We start from the raw sequence: 24,485 nt of genomic DNA on the forward strand, positions 1-24,485 counted from the left end.
GAACGTGCGGAACGAGGTGCCGGAGGTGCCGGAGTTGCTGGAGATGCCAGACGTGCCGGAGGTGCTGAAGATGCCAGAGGTGCCGGGCCTGCCGAAGGTGCGGAAGACACAGCGGATGGCGTTCCTGCGGTCGGCGGCCATCCAGCGCGCCGATCCCTACATCCAGCAGGCCGTACGCGGGCTCGCGGCCGACGGGATCGAGGCCGGGCTGTTCCACACCAGCGGCACCGCCGGAGACGGCGACTTCCCCGGGTACCGGGAGAGGCTCGACCGGGGGGTGACACCGCGCGGACTCGCCGATGCGGTCGCCGCCTGGGGCGCGGACGCGGCGGTATCGATCTCGCTGCCCTGCGAGAACGCGCTGCGCGATGCCGCGGCCAAGGCCTTCCTGGACGCCGCCGGCATCCCGACGGTCATGACACCGCTCGCCGCGACCGTGCTGCTCGTGGACAAGTGGGAGACCAAGCAGCTCTGCCGGCGGGCCGGGCTGGACGTGCCGGACGGGTTCCGTGCCGACTCCGACCTGCTGGCGGGACGGGGCCTGCCCGCGCCCGGCTACCGGGACGCGCTGCGCGTCCAGGCCGAACGGATCGGCTATCCGCTGATGTCGAAGCCCGTGTGGGACTCGACCAGCATGGGCATCCGTACCCTGCACTCCCGCGCCGACCTCGACGCCTTCCTGGCGTCCCCGCCGGAGGTCTCCACCGTGGTGGAGGAGGTCGTCGAAGGCGACCTCTGCAGCGTGGACATCGTGGGGCGGCCCGGCTCCTACCGCGTCCTGCCGCTGTGCTGGACCGGACGGGCCGGGGCGGAGCCGGTGTTCACCTTCGCCGACCTGCGCTGGTGCGGGCCCCGGGAGCCGGCGGACGCCGCGTTCGCCGAAGTGGCCCGCACCCTGGTCAGGCTGTGCGGGGACCTGGGCGTGTACGGGTCGGTCAACGTGGACATGGTCCACACCGGTGGCCGGTTCGTGGTCCTGGAGGTCAACCCCCGCATCGGCGGCGCCACCACCCTGTCGTGCGCCGCGTCGGGCACCAACACCTTCACCGCCCTCACCCGCATGGCCCGCGGCCTTCCCGCCCTTCTCGTGCCCGGCGGCGGCACGGTACGACGCACCGGCTGGGCGATCGAGTTCCTCGCCGAGGGCCGCATCCCCCCGGCGGTGGTCGCCGGGCTCCGGGAACGCGTCACGGTGGTCACCGCGCACGAGCTGGTCATCGACGGCACCTCCCACGGCGACATCGTCGTGTTCACCCTCGCCGAGGGCGAGGAAGCCAAGACCGTGAGGGCCCTGACGGAACTGCACGAGGCGACCGGCTTCCCCGCGGCCGGTGTCCTGGGCAAGATCCGTTCCCTGCTGGGCCCGTGACCATGACCACGGACACGCGCCGCCCCCGCCCCCGTCCCCGGCTCCGTACGGCGGACCGCCTCGGCCTGCCCGCGCTGCGCGGCCACGGCCTGTTCATCACCGGCAACCTGATCGACTCCGTCGGCAACGGCATGCTCCTGCCCCTGGGGCTCCTGTACTTCACCGACGTACACGCTCTCCCGCCGGCGCAGGTGGGCGTGGCGATGACCGTGGGACAGGCCATCGCCCTGCCGGTCACCTTCCTCGCCGGCCGCCTCATGGACAGCGCCGGTCCCAAACTCGTCGTGGTCTGGGCGAACATCCTCTCCGCCGCCGGGTTCACCCTCTTCCTGTGCGCGGGCGAGCTGTGGCACGTCGCCGGCGTGTACCTGCTGGTGCAGGCCGGGATCAACATGTACTTCACCGCGCAGCGCACCCTGATCACACACGTCACCGAACCCGGGGAGCGCCGGTCGTGGTTCGCCTTCACCGGCTCGCTGCGCAACATCGGACTCGCCGCGGGGGCCGCCGCAGCGGCAGGGGCCCTGGCCGTGTTCGGGACGGGTTCGCTGCGGTGGCTGATCGCCGTCGACGCCGTCACCTACCTGCTGGCCGCCGCCTGCTTCGCCGCCCTCACCACCACCCCGCCACCGCCCGAAAGCCCCCTGCCGGACGGCCCGCCGAACGAGGCGAACGAGCGGAACGAGCCGCACGAGCCGCACGAGGTGAACGAGGTGAACCAGCCGAACCGGCTGGACCGGGCGACCCCGCCGCACCACACGCGCCGCTACCTCCTTCTCGTCGCCGTGAACATCCCCTACGTCCTCGCCCAGGCCATCCTCGCCGTCCTGGTCGCCCTCTACGCCGTCCGCACCCTGGGCCTGCCCGATTCGGCGGCGAGCGTGCTGTTCGTCGTCAACACCGTCATCGTCTCCGCATGCTCCACGGCCGTCACCGCGCACCTGGCGCCGAAGCTGCCCCACCGCGCCGTGGCCGTCGGATACCTGGTCATGGCCGCGGGAATGGCGGCGTTCGCGCTGCCCGCGCAGCCCCGTCTCGCCGCCACCGCCTGGGCCGCCCTCGTCCTGGCGATCGTGCTGTTCAGCGTGGCGGAGATCCTCCTCGGCCCGGCGCTCAGCGAACTGTCCGTGAGTCTGACACCCGAGGCCGCCGGAGGGTTCACCCAGGGCCTGTACCAGTTCTCCTGGGCGATCGGCATGGTCGCCGCCCCCGCCCTGTTCACCCTGCTCCTGGAAGCCGGGCCCCTCCTGCCGTGGGGCGTGGAAGCCGCGGCCTGTCTGATCGCCATGGCCGCCGCCCCCGCCCTGAAGCAGGCCGGCAGCCCCCGCCGAAGGAAACGCCGTTGATCACGAGCATCGCCGAATCCATCCACACCGTCCCCGCCGCCGAGTGGGAGTGGCTCGCCCGGCCGGCCGGCTTCTACCTCAGCCATCAGTGGCTCGCCGGCGAGGAGGAAGACCCCACCGCCACCCGCGCGTACGCGCTCGTACGCGACCACACCGGCGACCTGCTCGCCGCCACGCCCCTCCATCTGGTGCGGGAGGAACCGAACGACTCCTACGAGCCCGGCACCGTACTGCCCCCGCCCCTGCGGCCCCGGGTGATCGCCGGGGCGCGGCGCGGCTACCACAACACCCCGCTCACCGCCCCCGGCCTCGACCCCGCGCGGCGCGACGCCTGCCTCGCCCTCCTCCGCGACGCCGCACGCCGGTTCGCCGACCGCAACGACACCACCCACTGGTGGCCCTACCTCACCGCCGAGGCCGCCGACCGACTCGCCCCCCTGTACCCCCGACACCCCCTCCACCTGCAGGACGACGCCCTCATCCCGCTCCCCGGCGCGGGCATCGACGACTACATCGCCTCCCTGCCCTCGCGGCGCCGGGTCGGCATACGCCGCGAACGCCGCGACTTCGCGGCCGCCGGGCTCGACGTACGCCACCGGCCCCTCGCCGACTGCCACGAGGAGGCCGGTCTCCTGCTCGCCGGACACCAGCAGCACCACGGGCACGACCGGGACGGCATCGACGCGATGACCGCCCTGCTGAAACGGCAGGCGCGGGCGATGGGCGGCGAGGCCCGCGTGGTGGCCGCCCACGACGGTGGGCGCATGATCGGCTTCTGCCTCTACTACCACTACGGCACCACGACATGGATCCGCGCGGTCGCCACCGACCGCCGGCATCCGGCGCCCGGCCTGTACTTCAACCTCATGTACTACCTGCCCATCGAAGACGCCTACGTCCACGGCACGACCGCCCTGCACGCGGGCATGACGGCGATCGAGGCCAAACGACGGCGCGGCGCCGCGATATCCGGCCTCTACGCCCTGGTCGACCGCTGAGACGCCGACTCACCGACTCACCGACTCACCGAGTCACCGACTCGCCGGTTCGCCGGCTCAGCGGCCCACGGTGCGCCGCTTACGATGTTCTTGTCATGGTCACATTGAAGGTGCTCGGCCCGTTCCGGGTCGAGGTCGACGGCCGCCCGGTCGACGCGGGCGGCCGGCTCGCGCGGATGGTCCTCGTCCAACTGCTGCTCGCCCGCGGGGCGGTCGTGCCCACGGAGCGGATCATCGAGAGGCTGTGGCCGAGGCGCGTCCCGTCGAGCGCGCAGGCATCGCTCCACGCCTACGTCGCGCGTCTGCGGCGCGTCCTCGAACCGGGACGCGCCCCCCGGACACCCGCACGGCTGCTGGTCAGCGCGCCCTACGGCTACGCCCTCGCCCTGGAGCAGGAAGCGGTGGACGCCTGGGCGTTCGAGGCCCGGGTGGCGGCCTGCTCGGCGGCGGGGCTGCCCGCCCACGCCGCCGCCGAGGGCCTGGCCGGGGCGCTGGCCTCCTGGGGCGGGCCGCCGTACGCGGAGTTCTCGGACGAGCCCTGGACCGCCGGTGAACGCGCTCGCCTGGAAGAGGTGCACCGCACCGCCCGCGAGCGGCTCGCCGCGGCACGGCTGGGCTCCGGGCAGGCCGACCGGGCCCTCGCCGACGCGACCGCGCTGACCCGCGAACAGCCCCTGCACGAGGAGGGCTGGCGGCTGCTGTCCCTCTCGCTGTGGGCCCGCGACCGGCAGGGGGACGCCCTGGCCGCACTCCGGCGGGCCCGGCACGTCCTCGGCGAGGAACTCGGCGTCGAGCCCGGGCCCGCCCTGCTGGAGCTGGAGGAGGCCCTGCTGCACCAGCACCTGGACGTGCTCCGGCAGGCGACCGGGACACCCACCGCAGTCACCGTGCGCGCCACGGCGGCCGCCGCCGCGCCCGCGGTACCGGGCCCGGTCGCGGCCGTCACACGGGGAACGCCGACGGTGCCGACAGTGCTCACGGCGGACCGGCTCCTGGGCCGCGACAAGGAGCTGGCCGGTCTCGCCGCCACCGCGGACCGGGCACGCGGCGGGTCGGTGCAGGTGGTCCTGGTCTCCGGCGAGGCCGGCATCGGCAAATCGAGTCTCCTGGAGGCCGCCGTCCGCCAACTGCCGCAGCAGGACTGGCTGGTCGGCTCCGGGCAGTGCCCGGAGACCGACGGCGCCCCGCCCGGCCGGGCCTGGTTCGACATGCTGCCGGGTCTGGCGGAGGCCGCGCCACCGGGCCCCCACACCGATGAGCTCGCTCCGCTCCTGGCCCCCGGCACGGAGCGGGACTCCGGGCAGCCGGACGGCAGCCCGGCCCGGCGCTTCCGCCTGCACAGGGCGCTGCTCGGCTGGCTCCGTGACACGGCCCTGCGGCAGCCGCTGGCGATCGTGCTCGACGACCTGCACCGGGCCGACCAGGAGAGCATCGAGCTGTTCCTGCTCTGCGCCGAGCAGCTGCGCGACGTACCGCTGCTCCTGGTGGGCTCGTACCGCACCGGCGAGGGCGACCTGACCGGGGCACTGGCGCGCCTGGCCGCCCGCTCACCCCTGCGGCTGGCGCTCGGCGGGCTGTCCGACGCCCAGGCGAAGGAACTGCTGCGGCGCGGCGCGACCGGCATGAGCGATCGGGCCGCGGCGGCCCTGGCCGAACGGGCCGGAGGCAACCCCTTCTACCTGCGCGAGAGTTCGCTCCTGCTGGCCGGTGAGGGAGAACAGCAGGCGCTGGCCCGCGTCCCGCAGGGGGTCCGAGACGTGCTGCGGCGCCGGCTGGCCCTGCTCGCGCCGACCGTCACGGCCGGACTGCGGCTGGCGGCCGTCGCCGGACGCGAGGCTCCGGTGGCCCTCCTCGTCCACGCCGCGGACAGCGATGCCGAACAGCTCCTCGACGCCCTGGAAGCGGGGGTCGCCGCCGGACTGCTCACCGAGCCGCGTCCGGGCACCGTCCGCTTCACCCACGCCCTCGTCCGGGACGCCCTGGAGGGCGACCTCACCCGCCTGCGGCTGGCCCGGATGCACTCCCGGCTTGGCAGGGGTCTGATCGCCCTCGGCTCGGACGACGTCGCGGCCACGGCCCACCACCTCCTGCGGGCGGCCGCGGTGGTGACCGCCGACGCCGTGCCCGCGGTCCACCACGCCAGGCTGGCGTGCGAGCAGGCCGTACGCCGCTACGCCCCGCAGAACGCCGAAGCCCTGCTGAGCGCGGCCCTCGGCCTCCTCTCCGACCATCCGGCCGCCTTCGCCGACCAGGACGCCGCTCTGCTGCGCGTGATGCTGCTGGGCCAGCTGGTGGACTGCCGGATCCGGATGGGGGCCGTGGTCCCCGCCCGCGAGGCACAGGAGCAGGCCGTGCGGGTGGCCCGCGCGGAGGGCCGGGCCGACCTGCTGACCGCCGCGTACACGACCTGGACCGAGCCCACGCCCTGGCGGGTCCGACCGTACGCGGCGTCCGACCCGGAGGCCGTCGGGGAACTCGGGGAGCTGCTGGAGGACCCTGGGCCGGACGACCGGCAGCGCTGCCTGCTCCTCGACCAGCTGGCCGACGCGCTCGACGACACCGATCCCCGCGCCGTGGCCGTGGCGCGCCGCGCCGTGGAACTCGCCCGGACCACGGGCGAGCCCCGGCTGCGCGGGCTGACCCTCACGTCGCTGCTGCGCAAGGTGGACGGGGAACTCGAACCCGCCGCCTACCAGGAGCTCCACCGGGAACTCGCCGAGGTGGCAGACGCCCAGGACAACCCCGAGTACTCCTGGATGAGCGCCTACATCGCCGCCCGGATCGCGGCCGCCGGCAACGACCCGGCGGAGATGGAGCGCTGCCTCGTGCGAGCGGACGAGATCGCCCGCCGGTACGAGCTCCAGGGCGCGTTCGCGGTGGCCAGGCTGCGCCGACCCATGCTCGCCATGGCACAGGGGCGTTTCGAGGAGGCGGAGCAGGGCCTGGTGACGGCGGTGGCGGAGCTGCGCGCACGGGGGGCGGTGGACCTCAGCGGGCTGGCCGCCCTGAGCGTCGGGTGCATCCGCCTGCAGCAGGGCCGGCTCGCCGAGATGCTGCCCGTACTGCTCGCGGTGTGGGAGCAGTACAAGCCGCACAACGAAGCCCTCGCCGCGCTCGCGCTGCTGGCCGGCGGCCGCCCCGAAGAGGCCCGGGAGGTCTTCGGCCAACGCGTACCGCTCCGGCGCGACTTCGCCTACCCCATCCTGGCCGGGCTGCGCGGCGTGGCCGCCATCGCCTTCCGCGACACGGCGGCGGCCGCCGAGGTGTACGAGGACCTGCTGCCCCTGCGGGGGCTAGCGGGCGGCGCGAGCAGCCTCAGCCTGGTCTTCCGGCCCGTCGCGCAGACCCTGGGCGAACTCGCCGGTTTCCTGGACCGCCCCGAGGAGGCCCGGCGCCACTACCTGGAAGCCGAGCGAGTGGCGGCCGCGTGGGACTCGCCCCTCTGGGCGGACGCCGCCCGGACGGCCCTGGCCGGACTTCCGCCGGCGCCCGCGTAGGGCCACCCCTCAGTGCAGGGGTGGCCCTACGCGGCCGGGGAACCCCCGGCCAGTTCGGCCGTGAACGCCGCCGCCAGGTCGAGGAACTCCTCGGGCGAGTCCGTCGTCAACTGGAGGTCCACCAGCACCTCGTCGGTCTCCGCCTCGCACATCGTCCTGAGGTGGTCGCATATCTGGCGCACGGTCCCGCGGTGGTGGCTCTCCGCGGGGGCCGCCTCCGCCGCGGTGACCTCGGGGTTCACCCGGAACACCCGGCGCAGCCCCGCCGGGTCCCGGCCCGCCCGTTCGGCGGCCTCGACGGCGACCGCCCACAGACCGCCGAAGAACGGGAGCGGCATCGAGGCCGCGAGCCAGCCGTCCGCGCGCCTGCCTACCCGCTCGAGAGCGGGCGGGGTGAAGCCCCCCAGCAGGATCGGCGGCCTCGGAACCTGGAGGGGTTTGGGCAGGACGGTCGACTCGGGGATCGTCCACAGCGGACCGGTGTGGACGACCGTGTCGGACCGCCACACGGCATCGAGGACGTCCAGGGTCTCTTCCAGCCGCGCGCCGCGCCCCTGCCAGGGCACCCCGGCGGCCTCGTACTCCTCTCGCATCCAGCCCAGCCCGATCCCCACGTCCAGACGTCCGCGGCTGATCAGGTCGAGGGTCGTCAGCGCCCGGGCGAGCACGAGGGGAGGCTGCCACAGGGCGTTGAGCGTGCTGCTGCCCAGACGTACCCGTTCGGTCGCCATGGCCGCCACGCCCAGAGTGAGCAGCGGGTCGAGGTGGGTGGCGTACCGGGCGGGCATCTCCTTCCCGCCGGGATAGCCGTCGGGGGAGGAGAGCGGGGCCAGGAGCCGGTCGGCCACCCAGAGGCTGTGACAGCCCAGGGCCTCCAGCGCCGTACACATTCCGGCGGTGAGGCCGGGATCGGCGAACGGGCCGAACTGGGGGACGGAGAATCCGATGCGCATCGGTGAGAGTTCCTCGATCGGTTACGGGGCGGGAAGCCGTTGGGAGAGACGGTGGGTCAGACAGCAGGTCTGACTGCAGGTCTGACGGCAGGTCAGACGGCAGGTCAGACGGCCGTGCGCCGGCCGGCGCGGATCCGGTCGGTCTCACGCCGGTACTGCCGCTGCCCGAGAAGCCTCCACATCACCCGGGCCGGGAGGGGCAGCCGCGCCATGAACTCCCGGCGCTCCTCGGGAGAGCTGTCCTCCAGGATGGCGCCCAGAGCGATCATCAGCCGGTTCCGGGGCGTCTCGGCGAGGCCCCGCTCACCCACCGCGTGCCACTGCTTCTCTGTCACGTGCAGCGCGACCAGCGGCATGACCTCCCGCTCCTCCTCGTCGAGGTGCGCGCACAGCTGCCGGTGGTGCCTGCGCAGCGCCTCGGCGAGCTCGTCGCGGTCCTCGGCCAGGGCCCGCGCCTGCCACCGGTCCATGAGCCCCTGGACCTCGGCGATCCCCTCGGTGAGCTCGCGGTGCTGCGCCTCCATCGCCAGGACCTGCTCGGCATCGAGGTCCAGGTGGGGCAGCAGCACCGGCCAGAGCACCTCGTCCTCGCCGGTGTGGTGGGCGTGCAGGCCCACGGCGTACAGCCGCCAGTGCTCGGCGAGGATCCGGGCGCGCGCGGTGTCGGTGGGAGGCACGTCCTGGACGAGTTCGGCCAGCAGGCGAGACTCACGGCGGAACACCTGGTGGATCATCGCCATCTCGCGGGTGTAGGGGTGGACGGTGGGGTCGGAAGTGCTGCTCGAAGTCATGACCCCAGTCTTCGGCGCCCCGGTTGCAGGGCACTTGCACCCGGCTTGCCCCGGCCGTCGTACGGACTGCCCCGGGACGGTCCGTACGACGGCCGGTGGCGGTCCGGCTCAGCGCGCGAGGGCGTGAAGGGTGGGCTGGGTCTTGTACGGCGCGAAGCCGAGGTTGTCCTTGCAGCCCAGGTTCACCCAGGTCTTCTCGTTGGTGACGGGGTCGGTGCCGGTCAGGCGGTACTTGCAGGCGCCCTTGATGAACTGGCCCTTGACCCCGCCAGGAAAGTCGATCTCCTTGTTCCACAGGTACGGCGACTGGTAGTTGTTCACCCGCGCCGTCGCGTTGACGTCGATCCCGCCGGGCGCGTAGATCTCGTACACCCAGCCGGTCTGCGTCGCGCCGTACGTGGCGAACCTCTTGGCCACCGACTGGTCACAGCTGGTGCTGAGGTGGGCACTCTGCTGCCCTCCCCCCTTGACGATGTACTCCGCCAGGGGGGTGACCTGGTCCCCGCGCGGGGTGAAACCGGTCCGGAAGATCTCGTCCACGGTTTCCCTGGTGTCGCCGCGCCACAGGGTGTTGACGTCCTCGCGCCACTGCCATCGCTCGCTGATCGCGGTGTCCGCGACGGTGGGGGCGATCTGCGGCAGGGTGGTGGTGCGCCACCAGTCCCCGGCCCGGTAGTCGATGACCGGGCCGCAGGGGGCGGTGGTCTCGTCTTCGGCCGCAGGCGCTGCCGTGGCGGACGGCGTGACGGCGGCGGACAGCATGAGGGCAGCGGCGAGGACCCGGAGGGCGACCTTCAACATGGTATGACGACCCATCAGTCAACGGTGGGGGGCGAATGGCACCCCCTGTTTACCGAGGGGTCGTGTGCGGACGGTGACGGTCGGGCGGGTGATCCACCCGCACGGTGGAACAGTCGTACCGGAGAAAGGGTTCGTCAGGGTTCACCGTCACTCGGGGCAGCTGTCGGTGGGGGCGATGGCCTGGTTGACGCGGTGGCCGATGGTGCGCAGGGTGCGCTGCTGGGCCTGGGTGAGCGGGTCGAAGACGAGGCGGCGGACCTCCTCGACGTGGCCCGGGGCGGTGGCGACGACCTTCTCCCAGCCGGCTTCGGTGAGGACGGCCAAGGTGTAGCGGCCGTTGTCCGGGTCGGGGGTCCGGCGCACCCAGCCCTGCTTCTCCAGGCGCTTGGCCACGTGGGACAGGCGGGAGAGCGAGCCGTTCGTGAGGACCGCCAGCTCGCTCATCCGCATGGTGCGTTCGGCGGCCTCGGACAGGGTGGCCAGGACCTGGTACTCGAAGTGGCTGATCTGGGCGTCGCGCTGCAACTGGGTGTCCAGCGCGTTCGACAGGTTGATCACCATGGCGGCCAAGGAGAGCCAGGTCTGCCTCTCCTCGGCATTCAGCCAGCGGGGTTCATGCGCATCCATGACCGCATTCTAGCTTGATCCTTCAAGTCAATTTCAACCCTCCACGCTTGACGCTTCAAGTTGAGCGCGCTAGCTTCGAACTTGAAGGTTCAAGTCAACGGATGGGAAGTCCCCTGATGAACGCCGCCCTGTGGGTCATTGCCGGTGTCCTCGCGCTCGTGTTTCTGGCAGCCGGGTTGATGAAGATCAGCCAGCCGCGAGAAAAGCTGGCCGCCTCTGGAATGGCCTGGACCGCGGACTTCTCCCCAGGGGCCGTCAAGGCGGTCGGCGCCCTCGAGGTGCTCGGTGCCGTGGGGCTGGTCGTCCCGGCCGCGCTCGGCGTCGCGCCGGCCCTGGCGGCCTGGGCCGCCCTCGGACTCGTGGCGACCATGCTGGGCGCCACCGTGCTGCACCTGCGCCGCAAGGAGGCGACAGCCCTTCCGGTCGCCCTGGTCCTGCTCGTCCTGGCCGCCGTCGTGGCCTGGGGCCGCTTCGGCCCCTACGCCTTCTGAGCCCCACCCCTCCCCCCAGCGTGATCTTGCAAGACAAGGAGTTCGACATGATCAACCGCCGCAACATCCTCAAGGGTGCGGGCGCCGCCGCCCTGGGCGCCCTCGTCCTCACCGCGGTAGCCACCGGAACCGGCCTGGCGGCCTCGGCCGCGAGCGACCCGGAACCGATCGGAGACCCGGCCTCCACCTCGCAGGCCGAGTCGTCCTGGCCGGCCAACCTGACCCACGAGGAGCGCAAGAACCTCGAGGCCTTCGACGACCTGGACTTCAACGTCTACTCCGGTCAGCAGTGGCACCGGATCGATGAGAGCCACGCGAAGAACATCCGCGTCCACTGGCCCGACGGCCACTACACCGACGGCATCGACCAGCACATCGCCGACATGAAGAGCCAGTTCGTCTGGGCGCCGGACACGCGCATCACCGAACACCCGAACCGCATCGCCAAGGGCAACCTGACCTCGGTGACCGGCGTCATGCAGGGCACCTTCACCCGCCCCATGCCCGACGGCAAGGGCGGCTTCATCCAGCCGACCGGCAAGAAGTTCTCTGTCAACATGGTCACGGTCGGCATCTGGAACAAGGACGGCGTGATGCAGGAGGAGTTCCTGTTCTGGGACAACAACACCTTCTACAAGCAGCTCGGCCTCGCCTGACCCGCGCGTGGCCCGGCGCGGAAACCGCCGGGCCACGCACCGGCGCGGTGCCTGCGGATGCCTGCGGATGTCGGAAGATGCGACTCACGCGCGGCCCGGAAGGATGTCCGGGCAGGAGGCGACGGCGTCAGCCCGTGCGGCGTCAGCCCCGCGCGGCGACCGCCGCCTCGAGGAAGGTCCAGCCGTCGACCTTCACTTCCCGCTTCTCTCCCGGTTCCCATCCGCGGGCCAGCGCCGTGTCGAGCAGGAACCGGACCGTGCCCGGTTCGTGCAGGTTCAGGGCGCCGATGCCGACGGCCCCCACTTCCCCCGACCCCGTGGTGAAGCCCGAGACGTACCGGCCGCTGCCCTCGTCGAAGACGAGCCGCAGCAAGCCGCCGGTGCCCGACGGGTGAGAGCGCAGGGTGAGCGTCTTGCGGCAGCCGCCGTTCTCCAGCACGCAGTGGCCGTGGCGAACCGTCCACATGTAGGCACGGCCGTCGGCAACGAGCCGGCGGGGCTTCTTCGAAGAGCGGGGCATGCGCCCGAGCGTACGGGGCCGAGCCCTCAGGTCTCCAGGAGTTTCCTCCCCATCATGGCGAGCGATCCCACCTCGACCCGCTCGACGCATATATCGGTGAACGATATATGCTCGCGATCATGACGAAACGATCACCGTCTCTGACGGAATCGCAGTACTTCATCCTTGCGGCCCTCCAGGAGGGCCCGTTGCACGGCTACGGCATCATCAAGGCCGCCGAGCAGGTCACGGACGGACGGCTCACGATCGCCGTCGGCACCCTCTACGGCGCGCTGGACCGGATGGAACGGTCCGGGTGGGTCGCAGCCGATCACGAGGAGATCGTCGACGGCCGGGCGCGGCGCTACTACCGGCTCACCGAGGACGGTGACAGCACGCTCCGGCAGGAAGCCCTGCGCATGCAGAAGGCGGCGGCCGTCGTCATCGGCCGTACCTCCCTCAGGGCGGCCCGGGCATGAACCGTATCCTGCTCGCCGCCTATCCCAAGAAGTACCGCACCCGGCAGGGGGAGGAGGTCCTGGGCTGCCTGGCCGAGGCGTACCCGGGCCGCTCCTGGCCACCGCCGCGGGAAGTCGTCGCCCTGCTGCGCGGAGGGGTGCAGGCCCACGCCCGCGCCGCCTGCGAGGACAAGAGCCGGCCGTGGTGGCTGGAGGGCTTCCACCTGGCCGCGCTCGTCCTCGCCGCCCTGGCCCTGGTGCCGTACCTGCAGGACGTGTGGGACTGGGCCCTGCGCATCGAACCCGGCGGCCACGTCACCGGCTTCGACCGCGTGGGCTGGTTCCCGTGGACACAGGGCGCCGACACCCGGACGCGGCTCCTGCCCTACGGCCTGCTCCCGCTGGTCTGCCTGGTCGCGCTGCTGCGCGGCCGGGCGTGGATCGCTCTGCCGGCCTCGCTGGCGATGGTCTGCGTCGGAACCGGGGTCGCCGGCTCGACGCTCTTCGGTGACGAGGGCGTGGTGGGCGTCGGCTACTACGGCCTGGCCGCTCCGCTGCGAGCCCACGACCTCATACTCTCGGGGGTCCTGAGCCTCACCTGCGCGGTGTCGGCGGCCTACCGCCCGGGCGGGATGCGCCGTCGCTCGTACGGTTGGCTCGTCCCGCTGGCGGGTGCCCTGTTCGTGGCCGGAGCCCTGCACATCACCTCGGGTGATCCGTGGTTCCAGCGGGGCCTGCTCGTCATCGAGGTCGCCATGCTCGCCGCCGCGTGGGTGCTGACCGCGGCCACCGGCGACTACCGGTGGCTCGTCCCCGTGGCCGCGTTCACGATCGTCCGCGCCGGAGCGATCGTCACCCAGCCGTTGTACCTCGTGGGTTCCCTGCCGGCCCAGGCCGTGCTCCTCTGCCTGGTCGTGCCGATCCCCCTCCTCGCCATCACCGCCCAACGCCGGCAGAGCCGCACCACCTGAGCCGGCCGCCCCGGCCCCACGGTCCGCACCGCGGGGCCCGCGCGCCGCCCGCCCGCTGCCTTCGGCGGCGGTGAAACCGCCTCGGCCACCGCGATGCGCTTCAGGACCCCCCGCCCTGGAAGAAGCCGGACTTCAGGTCCCCGACGATGACGTCGAGGGGATGACCGCTCACGGTGAGCGGTCCGCTCCAGGGCGCGGTGAGTGCGAAGAGCAACGCCAGGCTCAGCCCGACCACACTCGCGATGCCGAGGACGAGCAGTGACGTCCGCAGGCTGCTGCGGAAGGTGAGCGCGCCGGCGTTCACGAGCAAGGCCAGTCCGCCGACCATCAGCGTGACGGCGTAGAGCGCGGGAACGTCGCGAGAGGCAGCCGCGATGCGGGCGCGACGACTGGTGGTGACGCCGTCCAGGGAGACCAACAGCTCCGTGCCCGCCGGGCCTCCCAGCTCGGGCCGGGCCGCCTCGGCACGCACGGTCCGCTCCAGCCGCGCGATCGCGCGAGCGGTGGCCCGGTCGTCACCGGCCGCCGCCGTCCCGGCCTCCCATTCACCGGCGCGTGTGGTCCGCAGATAGTCCAGCAGCGCCGACTGGATCGGCTCCGACCGCACCTGCGGACTCGTCGCCGACCACGCCAGGCGCGAGGCCGCAGCCGCTTCGTCGCTCACCAGTCCTTCCGCCGCACGCAGGTAGCCGGCCTCGCTGGCCAGCGAGAGTGCCGCGAAGATAGCGAAGGCGGCGCCGAGCGTGGGCATCAGGGGCATCGCGATCTGCGGCACCCGATCCTGCTCCTCGACCGGTACGAGTGCCCGGACGCCGGCCCGCGCCACGGCCGCGACCAGCAGGGCGAGGCAGAGCCAGCCCACGGTCAGCACGACCGTCGGCAGCGAGGCCAACCAATCCACCACATCACCTACAGCGGGTCCGGGCGAGCGTCACTCGGAGGCGACGCACCACCCATCACCCCACACTCCACACTCCACACTCCACACTCCACACTCCATGGTCACAGCACCAGGACCCCCGGTGCCCGCGACACCCGGCAGGACAACGCGCCACGTCGGCCGATCAGCCGAGCACGCCGCCCGCCCCCGCCGAACCCGCCTCACCCGGCAGGGTCTGGGTGACCCGCCACAGCCTGCGCGGGAGCCCGCCCTCCTCGAAGGCGTGGACCTCCGCGAGGTGCCAGCCGCCGGCCAGGGCGTCGACCAGGTCGCGGGCGAAGAAATGGACGGCGAACCCGCCGTGCTCCCAGATGTCGTCCCCGTGCCCGGTGCCGACCCGGTAGTGCGCGTCGCCGGTGTGGCGGACGGTGTAGACGAAGGTGCCGCCCGGCCTCAGAACACGGTGGACTTCTCCGACCAGGGCGTGGATCTCCTCGGTGGACAACGCCATGCACAGCAGCATGTGCGCGTAGACCGCGTCCACCGAGGCATCCGTCAGCGGAAGCGGCCCGCGCACGTCGTGGACCACCGTGGTGACCCGCTCGGCGACGCCCTGCGCGGCGGCGGCCGCACGCAGCTGCTCCAGCCCCGCCGGGCTGAAGTCGGTGGCCAGCACGGAGAATCCCTCACGGGCGAGGTACAGCGCGTCGCGCCCGTGCCCGGCGCCCAGCTCCAGCACCTTGTGCGCACCGGCGGCCCGGAACACCCCGGCCGCGTGGACGGCCGCCCCGGACGGCTCAGCGCCGTACATGCCGGGATGGTCGCCGTATGTCCGCTGCCAGTGCTCGCGCTGTGCCTCGGCCAGCTCGGCCGGCACGTCCGGCCTGTCCTCCGACATGCTGACGCCCCTCTCCGCCTCGAACCGTCCCGGGCCCGACGCGCTCACCCGCCACGCCCGGTCCTCCGCGACCATGCTGACCGAGCACCACGGCGAACGCCCCGCCGCCGCGGGCACTACTCAGCGGAAGGTGAGTACGTGCGCGCTGCGCGGCGCCCGGGGCCGGGCGGGACGCTTGGGACATGCACCCAAGAGCGGGGAAGACCGCTGCCTCCGTCCTGCTGTTCCTCGTACCGGTTGCCGCATGGGCCGCCTGGCTGGGCTGGGACCAGCACCGCGACGTGCACCCCGACGGTTCGGTGACCGGCCCGTACGAGGCCTGGCAGGTGATCGGGCTGGTGCTGACCCTGCTCGCACCGGTGTGCTGGGCGGCCTCCCGAGGGTATGTGACGGCGGCCGTTCTCGGCACGACGGCAGGCCTGACCGCCGCCGCCTGGTACGACTGGTCGGACGACGCCAGCGGCCTGTTCGCCGTGGGCGTGGGCATGGTCATGGTGGCGAGCCTCGTGGTGACCTACACCCTCTCTGTCCTGATCGCCTCCGTGGCGAAGGGCGGACGACGAGGCTGACCGGGACCGGCCGGAGCCTGACCCCGGACCACCGTCACGGTCACGCCGCGCGCCAGCGGGCCTGGTCTTCGCCCACCTTCTTCTTGCACCGCATCAGCGTCCCGGCCTTCGTACGGCCGGTTGCGCCTTCCGGAGAGCAGAACGAACCCGGGGTCACGATCCTGGTGCTGCCGCCCCCGCTTCCCCCGCTGCCGCCGCTCGTTCCGCTCTCGCGGGTCGGTCTCGGGGTCGGGGTCGGTGTCGCCTTCGGACGGGGTGCCTGCGTGGAGACACGGGGCGCCGGCGACTGCGAGCGCTTCTCCCGGGTCTGTTCGGGCGAAGGGGTACTGCTCGGTGCCGGCGTGGGCGCCGTGGTGGTGGCGGTGGCGCCGGCGGAAACAACCGGCTTTGGATCCTTCTTCGGGTCCGTGTCCCCGCCGACGATCGCGCCGCACGCGGCGAGCAGGACCAGCAGACCCAGCAGGCCACCGCAGCCGATGCCGATCTTCTTGCTCGTGGGCATGCCGGCGGGCTGCTGCTGCGGCTGCTGCTGGGGATATCCGTAGCCGGAAGACGGCTGGTAGTGACTCATTCGGATCCTCTCCATGTGGGTGCTTGAGTACGGGCATGGCTGATTCGGGGCGCAGGGGATCGCAAGGAAAGGAAGGCGGGGGGTGCGCGGCCGTCGCAGGTGTGGGCGGTCGTCACTGCCGGGCCGCGGTCATCCGGGCCGGAGCCGCGGGGGAGATCGCCGAGGACCGCCGGTCCCGCCGGATGGTCAGGCGTTCGGGTCCGAGGATCGCGAACGCGTCCCGTTCGGCGAGGACTTGAGAGGAAGGGGCCATGCCCTGATCAACCCGCGCCCGGGCCAAGGGGTTGTACGGAAAATGATCACGAAGACGTCACTGAGTGCGACTGCCCCGGAACCCGTTGCGGCGGTGCGGCGGTGACGGGTCCCGAGGAGGTGGCCGAACACCAGGTCAGGGGCGTTCGCACAGCTGAAGGAGGCCGCCGAGGGAGAAACAGGCGGCGCCGAGGAGGGTGCCCCAGTTGGTGATGTCGGTGTTGATCAGGCTGCCGGTGGCGGGCCGGGTGTACGCGGCGAGCGCCGAGACCATGAAGAGGACGGAGCCGAGCTGGTTCACGGCGACGATCCACCAGCCGAGGCTGCGGCAGCGCAGACAGGGCCACGGGCGGTGGCAGATCTCGACGAACCCCAGGTGGCCGGAGATCAGGAAGAGGGCGCAGCCGATCACGTCGGGCGCCCAGATCAGCCGGTTGACCTGCTGGACGGTCAGCCCCTGGAGGAAGGAGTCCAGCAGATCGACCGCGAACACCAGGGTGCCGACGAAGAGGACGAACGTGCTCAGCCAGTCCACCCGGGTCGGCTCGTAGCTCCACCAGCGCCAGCCGGGCGTGACCAGCCGGCCCTCGCCGCCGGGCACGTGGCGGGGACTGTTGACGACCTGGAGCAGTGAGATGAAGCCGCCGGTGTTGAAGAAGAGACCCCCGGCGAAGTAGATCGAGGCGCAGGTGATGGCGTCGGCGGAGCCGAACTGGGCGACCGCGGCGCCGGCCGCGAACAGTGCTCCGCCGATGACGAAGGCGGTCGCGGCAACGGTGTTGAGCCTGCGCAGCCGGCGCAGGGAGACCGCGTCGGCGCTGGTGCGCCTGCTGGTGGGAGCGCCGGGCGGGCGGATGGCGATGACTCCGCGCCGGCGGGCGGGCCGCGACTCCCACACGGCGGTCCCGCCACCGGGAGGCTGCCAGGTGAGCCGGGTGGTGAACGGTCCCGCGCCCTCTGCGCGTTGCTCGGTGGGTGTCATACGCGTGAGATGGCGGCGGTGCCGCCCTCCTCTCCAGGTCTGATCGGGGGACGCGCCGCTCGCCACCGCACCACCACACCGCAGCGCCCCCACGGCGTGCGGCATGCCTCATGCCTCATGCCTCTTGAGGCGCATGAGGCTGTGGGCCGGGACGACGGCCGGCGGGGCGCTCCCGAGCCCGCCGGACGCGGCACACCAGTGTCGCCGGTGGGGCAACGGAACCGGGCGATTGCTCCACTCGTGGGCGGCGAAGTCAGGCCGTCGGCGGCACGACTGCCGAGACGGCTGCCGAGCCGACTGCCGGGACAGGGGCCGAGACGGCTGCCGAGCCGCTTGCCGGGACTGCCGCCGGGCCGGGTGTCGTACGGACCCGGGTCAGCAGCAGCACCCCGCGGGCCGCCGCCGTTGCGCCGGCCATGGAGAGCAGCAGACCTGTGGCCCCGCCCTGGAGCCGTTCGCCGAGCAGGACCATGCCGACGGCGGCCGCGGCGAGCGGGTTGGCCAGGTTGACCACGGCGAGGGGCGCGCCGAGTCCGCCCCGGTAGGCGCGCTGCGAGAGCAGCAGGCCGGCCACGGCGAAGAAGACGACGAGCAGCGCCACCCCGACGACCCGGGGAGCGGGCAGCGGTCCGTCGCGCCCGGCGGCCACGGCCACGGTCTGGGTCAGGGCGGACGCGACGGCGGAGGCCAGTCCGGAGGCGGTGGCGTGCCGCAGCCCGGAGCGCGAGGCCTTGGCGGCGGTCAGTACGAGGATCACGGCGGTGGTCGCCCCGGAGACGGCGAGCGCCTCGGTGAGGGTGAGGGTGTCCTCGGGGGCGGGCCCGGATGCGGGGAGCAGCAGCAGGGAAAGCCCGCCGACGGTCGCCAGGGTGCCGCGCCATTCGGTTCCGGTGACCCGGCGGCCGTCCCGCCGTGCGCCGAGCGGCACGGCGGCGACCAGGGTGAGCGCGCCCAGCGGCTGGACCAGGGTGAGCGGGCCGTAGCGCAGCGCGGCGGCGTGCAGCAGCGCGGCCGCGGCGTTCAGCGAGGCCGACCACCACCAGGCGCCGTTGCCGAGCAGAGCACGGGTGGTTCCCGCGACGGAGGTGCGGGCCAGCCGCTCCTGCGCGACCGCCGCGGAGGCGTAGGCCAGGGAGGAGGCCAGGCTCAGGCCGATGGCGAGGGCGGTGGCGTTCACCGTACGCCTCCTGCCACGTCCCCTGCCGCGGCGCTTGCCACGGTCTCGGCGGGGGCGTTGCGGGGACCCGGTACTCCCAGTACTGCCGGTACGCCGGGTACACCCGGTGCGCCCGGTGCCAGGCTCCGCGCCCTGCTCCCGGCATGGGCCCCGGTCGCGACGGGTTCCCCGCCGGCCTGCCGAGGGCGGGGGACCGACAGCAGGGCCGCGCCGAGCAGCAGGGTGGCCACGAGCGCGTCGAGCCAGTAGTGGTTGGCGGTGCCCACGATCACCAGCAGGGTGACCAGCGGGTGCAGCAGCCAGAGGGCGCGCCACCGGGACCGGGTCGCGGCGATCATCCCGAGGGCGAGCATCAAGGCCCAGCCGAAGTGCAGCGACGGCATCGCGGCGAACTGGTTGGCCGTGGTGTCGGCGGCCGGGGAGGCCCCGTAGACGGAGGGCCCGTAGACCTGCGCGGTGTCGATCAGACCGGTCGCGCGGAGCATCCGCGGGGGTGCGAGGGGGAGGGCGAGGTGGAGGCCGAGGGCGGCGCCGGTGAGGAGGGTCAGCACCCGGCGGGTCCACAGGTAGTGGGCGGGGCGGCGCAGGTAGAGCCAGACCAGGAAGAGCGCGGTCGCGGGGAAGTGGACGGCCGCGTAGTAACAGTTCGCGGCGTACACGAACGAATCCCCGTGCAGCAGCAGCCCCTGGACGGACCCCTCGCCGGGCAGGCGCAGGGCGCGTTCGGCGTCCCAGATCCACTCGGCGTTGCGGAAGGCATCGTCCGTGCGGTCCGCCGAGAGAGTCCGGCCCGCCTTGTAGACGGCGAAGAGCACGGCGACGAGCACCGCCTCGCGTATGAGGCGGCGGCGCGCCGCCCCCGGCCCGGCCGGTGGCCCGGCCTCGATGCCCTGGGCGGTCATGGCCGGCCCTTCTTCCTGTTGCACAAACCGTTGAACAAAATCGAAACACTTGCGTATCGGTACACTAGCGTATCGATACGAGGCTGTATCGATACGCGGATGTTCCGGTTAGACTGCGTGCGGAACCTGTCGCAGAGGGATCCCGAGGAGAGCCGCACCCCCATGACGTCGACCAGCGGGCGACGCTCCAAGATCACACCGGAGCGGGAGCAGGAGTTCTTCCAGGCGGTCCTGGACGAGCTGCGCGAACACGGCTACGACGCGCTGACGATGGAACGCGTCGCAGCCCGCGCGAGCTGCGGCAAGTCCACGCTCTACCGCCAGTGGCAGACCAAGCCCCGACTCGTCGCCGCGGCGCTCCGCGCCAGCCGCCAGGGCGCCGTGGCGGCGGTGGACACCGGATCACTGGCCGGCGACCTGCGCGAAACGGCCCGGATCGCCGCCTTCACCTCGGGCCGCGACACCCGGCTCACCCAAGCCCTGGGGCACGCCGTGCTCTGCGACGAGGAACTCCAGTCGGCCCTGCGCGAAGCGCTCGTGGAGCCGGAGCTGGCCGCCTACGACGCGATGATCGAGCGGGCGGTGGAACGGGGCGAGATCAGCGCGGACCATCCCGCCACGGAGTTCCTGCCGGCCCAGCTGATGGGCGTCCTGCGCATCCGCCCCCTCCTCGAAGGCCGCTACGCCGACGCCGACTACCTGGTCCGCTTCGTCGACGCGGCCCTGCTCCCGTCCCTGGGCCTGACCCCTCCGCCACCCCACCACCCCTGACCCGCCGCGGACAGCCGAACCGGCCCACCCGCCGCCTCGCGCGAGCGGCCCGGGAGAACGGTTTCAGGGGTTGTGCCACGTCTGAGTGGTGCCGCCGTAGCAGTCCCACTGGACGAGGACGGCGCCCTTGTCCTTGCTCCATCCGGCGTCGAGGCACTTGCTGCTGTGCGTGTTCACGAGCGCCCATCTGCCGTTGACCGGGACCACCGTCCACTGCTGGGTGGCCCCGCCGTAGCAGTCCCACTGGACGACGGGGGTGCCGTTGGTCACGCTCCAAGAGGCGTCGAGGCATTTGCCGCTGTCCGCGTTGACGATCTGTCGTTCCTTCAACGTCCACTGCTGGGTGGCCCCGCCATAGCAGTCCCACTGGACGACCGTGCTGCCGTCGTCCTTGCTCCACGCGGCATCCGGGCACTTGCCGCTGTCGTCATTGCGGAACAGGGCGGCGTTTCCCGGGGGCAGCGGCAACGCCCGCTGTTCGGGCTGCTTCCGGGGGCCGGGAGCAGCAGGCGGGGGCGTGGTGCGGGGCGCTTCCGACGGCCCGTACCCGCTTCCGCTCGGCCGGGGCGCGGGCGCGGGCGAGCGCGGCGCGCCCGGTGCGCCGGGAGCGGTGGAAGGCGTGGGCCCCGGGGACGCGGGGGTTCCACCCGGTCCCTCGGCGGGGGAGGGACCGGTCGGTCCCGCCGACGGGGTGGCTGTCGACGGGCTGACTGCCGACGGGCCGGCCGTCGCGGCGGGCGGTGCGGCCGACGGCTTGTCCGCCTTGACCGCAGTCACCCAGACCGTGGCGAGGGTCCCCACCACCGGAACCACGATGCCGATCACCCACCAGGCCCACTTCGGCTGACGACCCCGCGAGCCCCCGTCCCCATCGGTCTGCTGCGGCGTCTCACGCTCTCCACTCATCCTCAACTCCCCCCTGGGGCAAGCATGTTAGCGAGGCAAAGCCGGGAAGTCGCCTCGCTCTCCGCCGGTGCCAGCACCGGCCCGCCGCAGGAACCCCAGAAGCCCGCCGGGGCCGAGGGCGCGGCCGAGGATCTCGCCGTCCCAGCGGCCGCGGCGCCCGCCCGGCGCCCGAATGCGGTGTCGGGCCAGCCGACCGTGGACACAGGCCGGCACACCCTCGGCGAGGAGCCGGCACACCCTCGGCGAGGAGCCGGCGGCCCGGGGCGCGGCCCCGGCGGGTGCGGTCTGCCCGCCGCGACTCTCCCGGCGCCGGGGTTGCCTATGGTCCAGCCGCGTCTGTCAGACCGCCCCGGTACGGTCGGCGCATGAGAGCTACGGCAACTTTCACCGTCAAAGCGTTCGTCCCGACTGAGCTGAAGCCCGAGCCTGCCGTGTCCACTGGGCTGCCGGTAGGTGTCGCGACGATGGAGAAACACTTCGAGGGAGAGGTCGTGGGGCGCTCGGCGACCCTGTTCACTGCCGCGTTCGACCAGTCGACCGGCGTTGGCACCTATGTGGCCATGGAGTCATTCGAAGGCTCGCTGCAGGGACGGGAGGGGGCCTTCAACTTCGTGCACTCGGCGACAACTTCCGGCAGTGACCGTACAGCGGAGTTCTTCACCATCGTGCCTTCAAGCGGCATTGGCGAGCTGGTAGGGATCTCCGGGGCCGGAGGGATGGCCGTCGATGCTGACGGCACGCATCGCATCTGGTTCGACTACCAGCTCGGTTAATCGGCGGGTTCCGGGGACGTGAACATGGCCTTCGTCTGATCTGTTCGAGCTGACCGACGCGTTGCTGTGCGGACGGGCCGGTGACCACACCGGTGGATCTCACGCTGACGGCCGAGCACCGGCGCGGGCACGGCACGATGCATGAAGCCTTGAACAGGGGGAACGCCGATGTGCCGCGGTTGCGGCAGGTGCCGGCCGGGCTGCCGCAGCCCGGCGCCGCCGACGGGCGCCTGGTCCTGGCGGTTGGACGCCCTGCGGCTGGGGCCGGCCGACGACGTCGCCGAGGTTGAAGTCCTCCAGCGTTTTGACCTGCGGGAAATGGGTGGTGCGGATCCGCATCACGGTGCCCTTGGACTCCCGGTCGGCGACCTGCCGCTGCAGCAAGGCTGCCGGATACTCCTCGTGGGACCAGTTCTCGTCCCGCGCCTGCTCGGCAAGCTCCTCCCAGAACGCTCCGATCGTCGGGGTCTGCAGGACCCGGGGCAGGTAGGCGAGCATGGACGGAAGCCGGTCCTTCGCCGCCGCGCCGGTCCCGGCTCTCGAACTTGCCCTGTCCGGCCCGTGCGCCGAAGGGGGCAGTGCCCCTCGACCAGGGCGGCTCCCTCGTCGGCCCGGGGTCCCTCGAGGTGCAAGTCGATCAGGTTGTCCTGAACGCACTTGCCGCCCTTGCGGCGGTGAATGCTCAGCCGCAGCACGCTTTTCGCCGATCGGCACGGCTCGCACATCCGGTTCCGGCAGCACGCGTGCCACCGCATCTTGATCGAGGTGGTCAGGAGCACGCGCGCCCCTCCTGCGCGCCGTATGCACCCCCATGCGCCGCCCTGCGGCGGCCTCACATGGCTCCGCCGCCCCCCCGCGCCCCCTTGCTGTGGACCCCGGCACTCCATAGCGTCACGCACCGTAATCGATGCATCCGTACGGTAACCAGGGGAGATCGATGAAGAAGGCTGTGTGGCGCCCGGTCGCGCTCGCGGCAGTGCTGGCCGTCCTGCCGCTCATGGCGGTGTCCGCCGAGGCCAGGACGCCCGAGCCGCTGTCCGCCGACGTCGTGGCGGCTATGACGCCGGAGCGTCAGGGGGAAGTGCTGGAGCCGCTGCGGGTGCTGGCCGACGCCGTGGCCCGGGTGGGCCGGAGTAGCCAGGCGGATGTGTACACCCAGGTCGAGATGGCCGCGGACTACCGGTCCGTCAACGTCTACCTCACCGATCCCGGCCGGAGCGCGGCCTTCCTCGACGCGGTGCGCAGGGCCGGCCCGAAGGCCGACACGGATCTGCTGAACGTACGCCGCGGCGTGAAGTCCCGGCAGCAGCTCAGGAAGGAGATCAAGGCCTTCGCCGACCGCCGCGACCTGCCGTTCAAGATCGAGAGGGCGAACAGCACGGTCGACGGCAGCGCGATCGAGCTCGGCGTGGACGACACGAAATCCGCACAGGAGTACCTCGCCCGCCCGGCCGTCGCACAGGAACGCGCGGAAGCGGGGGCGACGCCCGTCCGCATCCGCCACTCGCCCGCGATGCTGCCGCTGGCCAGCCGGTGGGACGACAGTTCGCCGTTCTATGCCGGGGCCGCGCTCGGGCCCGTGAGCGCGAGCGGGCGAGCGGCCTGCACCACCGGCATCCCGGCCATCAGCAGCGTGGACCAGCGCCACTGGCTCGTCACGTCCAGCCACTGCTACAACGTCGGCGAAGCCGTCACCACGGCCGGCGGCACGTTCATCGGCCCGGTCAGGGCCGAGCTGGCCGACATCGACTCGGCGTTCATCGAGGCCCGCACGAGCCGCTACACGTGGGACGGCACCGATGCCCAGGGATACACCCGCTCCCTCAACGGCACGCGCAACATCGCGGTGGGCGACTTCGTCTGCCAGCTCGGCTACGGCTCCAAGGTCGTCTGCAACATCCGCACCGAGCAGGCCGGCGACGCCGCCTGGGTCATCGACGGCATCACGGTCTTCGGCAGCATCGGCGTACCGCACAACGGCGGATGGGTCGCGCAGCAGGGCGACAGCGGCGGCCCCGTGATCACCGTCAACGACCCGAACTCCCGGCAGCTGAACGGGATGGTCGCAGTCGGGTTCGGCTGCACGCACGCCGAAGGGTATCCGCTCTGCAGCAGGGCGGTCGGCTGGATCGACGTGTACGACATCTTCGACCGGTTCGCCCTCACCCTCGTCCCCTGACCGCCGGGCACGCGGGGCCGGCGGGACAGTGGCCATGAGGCCCCGCTTGCCACGGTTCCCCGTTCGGAGCCCTACGGCGCGGACGCGAGGCCGGACCAGGGAAGGGAACGGAACGGAACGGAACGTCCGGGGCATCTCCGATCCTTCTCCCGCAACCAGCCGAACAGC

At 72.5% G+C, this 24,485-nt stretch carries 25 protein-coding genes and 2 pseudogenes; 13 read left to right on the forward strand and 14 right to left on the reverse strand.

The window, feature by feature from the left end:
- Nucleotides 1-4: 4 nt before the first annotated feature.
- From ACGFQ9_RS24370 to ACGFQ9_RS24385, 4 genes are all read left to right on the forward strand, one after another.
- Nucleotides 5-1,369, forward strand: coding sequence for an acetyl-CoA carboxylase biotin carboxylase subunit family protein (locus ACGFQ9_RS24370; protein ID WP_393576463.1), 1,365 nt, complete (start codon nucleotides 5-7; stop codon nucleotides 1,367-1,369).
- A 2-nt stretch (nucleotides 1,370-1,371) separates the two neighbouring features.
- A complete protein-coding gene (locus ACGFQ9_RS24375) occupies nucleotides 1,372-2,715 on the forward strand; it encodes an MFS transporter (RefSeq protein ID WP_393576547.1) in 1,344 nt (447 codons plus the stop codon).
- The gene (locus ACGFQ9_RS24380) at nucleotides 2,712-3,713 is read left to right on the forward strand and encodes a GNAT family N-acetyltransferase (RefSeq protein WP_393576465.1); all 1,002 of its coding nucleotides are present in this window, start codon (nucleotides 2,712-2,714) and stop codon (nucleotides 3,711-3,713) included. Before ACGFQ9_RS24375 ends, ACGFQ9_RS24380 begins: the two co-directional genes overlap by 4 nt.
- 95 nt (nucleotides 3,714-3,808) lie before the next feature.
- A complete protein-coding gene (locus ACGFQ9_RS24385; RefSeq protein ID WP_393576466.1) occupies nucleotides 3,809-7,210 on the forward strand; it encodes a BTAD domain-containing putative transcriptional regulator in 3,402 nt (1,133 codons plus the stop codon).
- 26 nt (nucleotides 7,211-7,236) lie between these two features.
- Here ACGFQ9_RS24385 and ACGFQ9_RS24390 read toward each other — a convergent pair whose 3' ends face one another.
- From ACGFQ9_RS24390 to ACGFQ9_RS24405, 4 genes are all read right to left on the reverse strand, one after another.
- Complete coding sequence (locus tag ACGFQ9_RS24390) at nucleotides 7,237-8,163, reverse strand: TIGR03619 family F420-dependent LLM class oxidoreductase (RefSeq protein WP_393576468.1); 927 nt, start codon at nucleotides 8,161-8,163, stop codon at nucleotides 7,237-7,239.
- A 104-nt stretch (nucleotides 8,164-8,267) separates the two neighbouring features.
- On the reverse strand, nucleotides 8,268-8,954 hold the full coding sequence (locus ACGFQ9_RS24395) for a hemerythrin domain-containing protein (RefSeq protein ID WP_393576469.1): 687 nt from the start codon (nucleotides 8,952-8,954) through the stop codon (nucleotides 8,268-8,270).
- Between the two features lie 108 nt (nucleotides 8,955-9,062).
- Nucleotides 9,063-9,770 carry a hypothetical protein gene (locus ACGFQ9_RS24400; protein WP_393576470.1) on the reverse strand — a complete coding sequence of 236 codons (708 nt, stop codon included), beginning with the start codon at nucleotides 9,768-9,770 and terminating at the stop codon, nucleotides 9,063-9,065.
- 132 nt (nucleotides 9,771-9,902) lie between these two features.
- Nucleotides 9,903-10,382: a MarR family winged helix-turn-helix transcriptional regulator gene (locus ACGFQ9_RS24405; RefSeq protein WP_393576471.1), complete on the reverse strand. Its 480-nt coding sequence runs from the start codon at nucleotides 10,380-10,382 to the stop codon at nucleotides 9,903-9,905.
- A gap of 101 nt (nucleotides 10,383-10,483) precedes the next feature.
- Here ACGFQ9_RS24405 and ACGFQ9_RS24410 point away from each other — a divergent pair, with 101 nt between their 5' ends.
- Nucleotides 10,484-10,873, forward strand: coding sequence for a DoxX family protein (locus ACGFQ9_RS24410; protein ID WP_393576472.1), 390 nt, complete (start codon nucleotides 10,484-10,486; stop codon nucleotides 10,871-10,873).
- Nucleotides 10,874-10,920: 47 nt separating this feature from the next.
- Entirely contained in the window at nucleotides 10,921-11,529 is a 609-nt protein-coding gene (locus tag ACGFQ9_RS24415) for an ester cyclase (RefSeq protein ID WP_393576474.1), read from the forward strand.
- 142 nt (nucleotides 11,530-11,671) lie between these two features.
- On the opposite strand, the gene ACGFQ9_RS24420 is transcribed toward ACGFQ9_RS24415, so the two are convergent.
- The gene (locus ACGFQ9_RS24420; RefSeq protein ID WP_393576476.1) at nucleotides 11,672-12,049 is read right to left on the reverse strand and encodes a hypothetical protein; all 378 of its coding nucleotides are present in this window, start codon (nucleotides 12,047-12,049) and stop codon (nucleotides 11,672-11,674) included.
- A gap of 119 nt (nucleotides 12,050-12,168) precedes the next feature.
- Between ACGFQ9_RS24420 and ACGFQ9_RS24425 the strand changes: the two genes are divergently transcribed.
- Nucleotides 12,169-12,507, forward strand: coding sequence for a PadR family transcriptional regulator (locus ACGFQ9_RS24425; protein WP_393576478.1), 339 nt, complete (start codon nucleotides 12,169-12,171; stop codon nucleotides 12,505-12,507).
- The gene (locus ACGFQ9_RS24430) at nucleotides 12,504-13,457 is read left to right on the forward strand and encodes a hypothetical protein (RefSeq protein WP_393576479.1); all 954 of its coding nucleotides are present in this window, start codon (nucleotides 12,504-12,506) and stop codon (nucleotides 13,455-13,457) included. Before ACGFQ9_RS24425 ends, ACGFQ9_RS24430 begins: the two co-directional genes overlap by 4 nt.
- Before the next feature lie 100 nt (nucleotides 13,458-13,557).
- Here ACGFQ9_RS24430 and ACGFQ9_RS24435 read toward each other — a convergent pair whose 3' ends face one another.
- A complete protein-coding gene (locus ACGFQ9_RS24435) occupies nucleotides 13,558-14,361 on the reverse strand; it encodes a hypothetical protein (RefSeq protein WP_393576480.1) in 804 nt (267 codons plus the stop codon).
- 160 nt (nucleotides 14,362-14,521) lie between these two features.
- Nucleotides 14,522-15,235 carry a class I SAM-dependent methyltransferase gene (locus ACGFQ9_RS24440; RefSeq protein WP_393576482.1) on the reverse strand — a complete coding sequence of 238 codons (714 nt, stop codon included), beginning with the start codon at nucleotides 15,233-15,235 and terminating at the stop codon, nucleotides 14,522-14,524.
- A gap of 182 nt (nucleotides 15,236-15,417) precedes the next feature.
- Between ACGFQ9_RS24440 and ACGFQ9_RS24445 the strand changes: the two genes are divergently transcribed.
- A complete protein-coding gene (locus tag ACGFQ9_RS24445; RefSeq protein ID WP_393576483.1) occupies nucleotides 15,418-15,804 on the forward strand; it encodes a hypothetical protein in 387 nt (128 codons plus the stop codon).
- A gap of 40 nt (nucleotides 15,805-15,844) precedes the next feature.
- On the opposite strand, the gene ACGFQ9_RS24450 is transcribed toward ACGFQ9_RS24445, so the two are convergent.
- From ACGFQ9_RS24450 to ACGFQ9_RS24470, 5 genes are all read right to left on the reverse strand, one after another.
- Nucleotides 15,845-16,375, reverse strand: coding sequence for a hypothetical protein (locus ACGFQ9_RS24450; RefSeq protein WP_393576484.1), 531 nt, complete (start codon nucleotides 16,373-16,375; stop codon nucleotides 15,845-15,847).
- A 112-nt stretch (nucleotides 16,376-16,487) separates the two neighbouring features.
- Nucleotides 16,488-16,628: a hypothetical protein gene (locus ACGFQ9_RS24455; RefSeq protein WP_393576486.1), complete on the reverse strand. Its 141-nt coding sequence runs from the start codon at nucleotides 16,626-16,628 to the stop codon at nucleotides 16,488-16,490.
- 135 nt (nucleotides 16,629-16,763) lie between these two features.
- On the reverse strand, nucleotides 16,764-17,609 hold the full coding sequence (locus ACGFQ9_RS24460; protein ID WP_393576487.1) for a hypothetical protein: 846 nt from the start codon (nucleotides 17,607-17,609) through the stop codon (nucleotides 16,764-16,766).
- Between the two features lie 253 nt (nucleotides 17,610-17,862).
- Nucleotides 17,863-18,786 carry a hypothetical protein gene (locus ACGFQ9_RS24465; RefSeq protein WP_393576489.1) on the reverse strand — a complete coding sequence of 308 codons (924 nt, stop codon included), beginning with the start codon at nucleotides 18,784-18,786 and terminating at the stop codon, nucleotides 17,863-17,865.
- The gene (locus ACGFQ9_RS24470; protein ID WP_393576490.1) at nucleotides 18,783-19,688 is read right to left on the reverse strand and encodes a phosphatase PAP2 family protein; all 906 of its coding nucleotides are present in this window, start codon (nucleotides 19,686-19,688) and stop codon (nucleotides 18,783-18,785) included. The genes ACGFQ9_RS24465 and ACGFQ9_RS24470 overlap by 4 nt, the downstream gene beginning before the upstream one ends.
- A 162-nt stretch (nucleotides 19,689-19,850) precedes the next feature.
- Here ACGFQ9_RS24470 and ACGFQ9_RS24475 point away from each other — a divergent pair, with 162 nt between their 5' ends.
- Nucleotides 19,851-20,459 carry a TetR/AcrR family transcriptional regulator gene (locus tag ACGFQ9_RS24475; protein ID WP_393576491.1) on the forward strand — a complete coding sequence of 203 codons (609 nt, stop codon included), beginning with the start codon at nucleotides 19,851-19,853 and terminating at the stop codon, nucleotides 20,457-20,459.
- Between the two features lie 63 nt (nucleotides 20,460-20,522).
- On the opposite strand, the gene ACGFQ9_RS24480 is transcribed toward ACGFQ9_RS24475, so the two are convergent.
- Complete coding sequence (locus ACGFQ9_RS24480) at nucleotides 20,523-21,365, reverse strand: RICIN domain-containing protein (protein WP_393576492.1); 843 nt, start codon at nucleotides 21,363-21,365, stop codon at nucleotides 20,523-20,525.
- Nucleotides 21,366-21,730: 365 nt separating this feature from the next.
- Here ACGFQ9_RS24480 and ACGFQ9_RS24485 point away from each other — a divergent pair, with 365 nt between their 5' ends.
- Together ACGFQ9_RS24485 and ACGFQ9_RS24490 are read left to right on the forward strand one after the other, a co-directional pair.
- Complete coding sequence (locus ACGFQ9_RS24485; protein ID WP_393576494.1) at nucleotides 21,731-22,138, forward strand: DUF3224 domain-containing protein; 408 nt, start codon at nucleotides 21,731-21,733, stop codon at nucleotides 22,136-22,138.
- Between the two features lie 40 nt (nucleotides 22,139-22,178).
- A pseudogene (locus ACGFQ9_RS24490) lies at nucleotides 22,179-22,383 on the forward strand (transposase); the annotation flags it as partial.
- A 49-nt stretch (nucleotides 22,384-22,432) separates the two neighbouring features.
- On the opposite strand, the pseudogene ACGFQ9_RS24495 reads toward ACGFQ9_RS24490, so the two are convergent.
- A pseudogene (locus ACGFQ9_RS24495) lies at nucleotides 22,433-22,951 on the reverse strand (hypothetical protein); the annotation flags it as partial.
- Nucleotides 22,952-23,075: 124 nt separating this feature from the next.
- Between ACGFQ9_RS24495 and ACGFQ9_RS24500 the strand changes: the two are divergent.
- Nucleotides 23,076-24,317 (forward strand): hypothetical protein, encoded by a 1,242-nt coding sequence (locus tag ACGFQ9_RS24500; protein WP_393576495.1) that lies wholly within the window; start codon nucleotides 23,076-23,078, stop codon nucleotides 24,315-24,317.
- The last annotated feature ends 168 nt before the right edge of the window (nucleotides 24,318-24,485 follow it).

The sequence above is a fragment of the Streptomyces sp. NPDC048603 genome (assembly GCF_043199475.1).
Classification (GTDB): Bacteria; Actinomycetota; Actinomycetes; order Streptomycetales; family Streptomycetaceae; genus Streptomyces.